The sequence below is a fragment of the Paenibacillus puerhi genome, from assembly GCF_009846885.1.
Lineage (GTDB): Bacteria > Bacillota > Bacilli > Paenibacillales > NBRC-103111 > Paenibacillus_G > Paenibacillus_G puerhi.
In genome coordinates, this window is record NZ_WUWM01000093.1 from 1 (window position 1) to 1124 (window position 1124).

The 1124-nt window shown below is 51.4% G+C and carries 2 tRNA genes and 3 rRNA genes; all 5 read left to right on the top strand.

The features are described from left to right. Window positions 1-113 (top strand): 16S ribosomal RNA (locus GSF01_RS29130); the annotation flags it as partial. A 123-nt stretch (window positions 114-236) separates the two neighbouring features. Further along, window positions 237-353: ribosomal RNA gene (rrf, locus tag GSF01_RS29135) — 5S ribosomal RNA — on the top strand. Between the two features lie 45 nt (window positions 354-398). Next, window positions 399-475 (top strand) — tRNA-Ile (locus tag GSF01_RS29140). Window positions 476-495: 20 nt separating this feature from the next. Then, window positions 496-571 (top strand) — tRNA-Ala (locus GSF01_RS29145). A 252-nt stretch (window positions 572-823) separates the two neighbouring features. Beyond that, a 23S ribosomal RNA gene (locus GSF01_RS29150) occupies window positions 824-1124 on the top strand; the annotation flags it as partial.

The window sequence follows — 1124 nt, forward strand, 5'->3', positions numbered from 1 at the left end:
GAAGTCGGTGGGGTAACCCGCAAGGGGGCCAGCCGCCGAAGGTGGGGTAGATGATTGGGGTGAAGTCGTAACAAGGTAGCCGTATCGGAAGGTGCGGCTGGATCACCTCCTTTCTATGGAGTCCATGATGGCTGTAGGCCATCGGACAAAAAATCCTGACGATCACAAGATCGCAGGTAACACTCACTCGTGTTCAGTTTTGAAAGGCGCAATGCCTTTCAGTTCATAAGCATTCGTTTGGTGATGATGGCGGAAGGGAACCACGCGTACCCATCCCGAACACGAACGTTAAGCCTTCCAGCGTCGATGGTACTTGGACCGCAGGGTCCTGGGAGAGTAGAACGTCGCCAAGCGAATCCTTCTTGTGATTCATGCTGTTTTACAACGTAAAGCTGCACGGGCCCTTAGCTCAGCTGGTTAGAGCGCACCCCTGATAAGGGTGAGGTCGGTGGTTCGAGTCCACTAGGGCCCACCATTTAACTTTATAATGATTATGGGGCCATAGCTCAGCTGGGAGAGCGCCTGCCTTGCAAGCAGGAGGTCAGCGGTTCGATCCCGCTTGGCTCCACCATTCACATTCAATTAATTGCTTGCAAAAGCAAGGTGAATGTGATAAGATATTCATCGTCGCTGATGGAATGGCGATGAGATTGTTCCTTGAAAACTGGATAGCGAAACAAAGCAACAAAGCTGAATCAAAATCTGTGCCAACTTCTATGAAGTTGATTGCATATGTTTTAGCTGATCTAGCGACGTATTTGGTTTGGGAGCGACTTTTGTGCGAAGCACAACGGAGCGGACAAAGCAAATACCGAGCGACAACGGTTAAGCTAGAAAGAGCACACGGAGGATGCCTAGGCACCAGGAGCCGATGAAGGACGTGGCGAACAACGATAAGGCCTCGGGGAGCCGTAAGCAGGCTTTGATCCGGGGATGTCCGAATGGGGGAACCCGCGTGAGGTAATACTCACGTACCTATCACTGAATACATAGGTGATATGGAGGCAGACGAGGGGAACTGAAACATCTAAGTACCCTCAGGAAAAGAAAACAATAGTGATTCCGTCAGTAGCGGCGAGCGAACGCGGATTAGCCCAAACCTGGGGGTTTACCCCCAGGGGTTG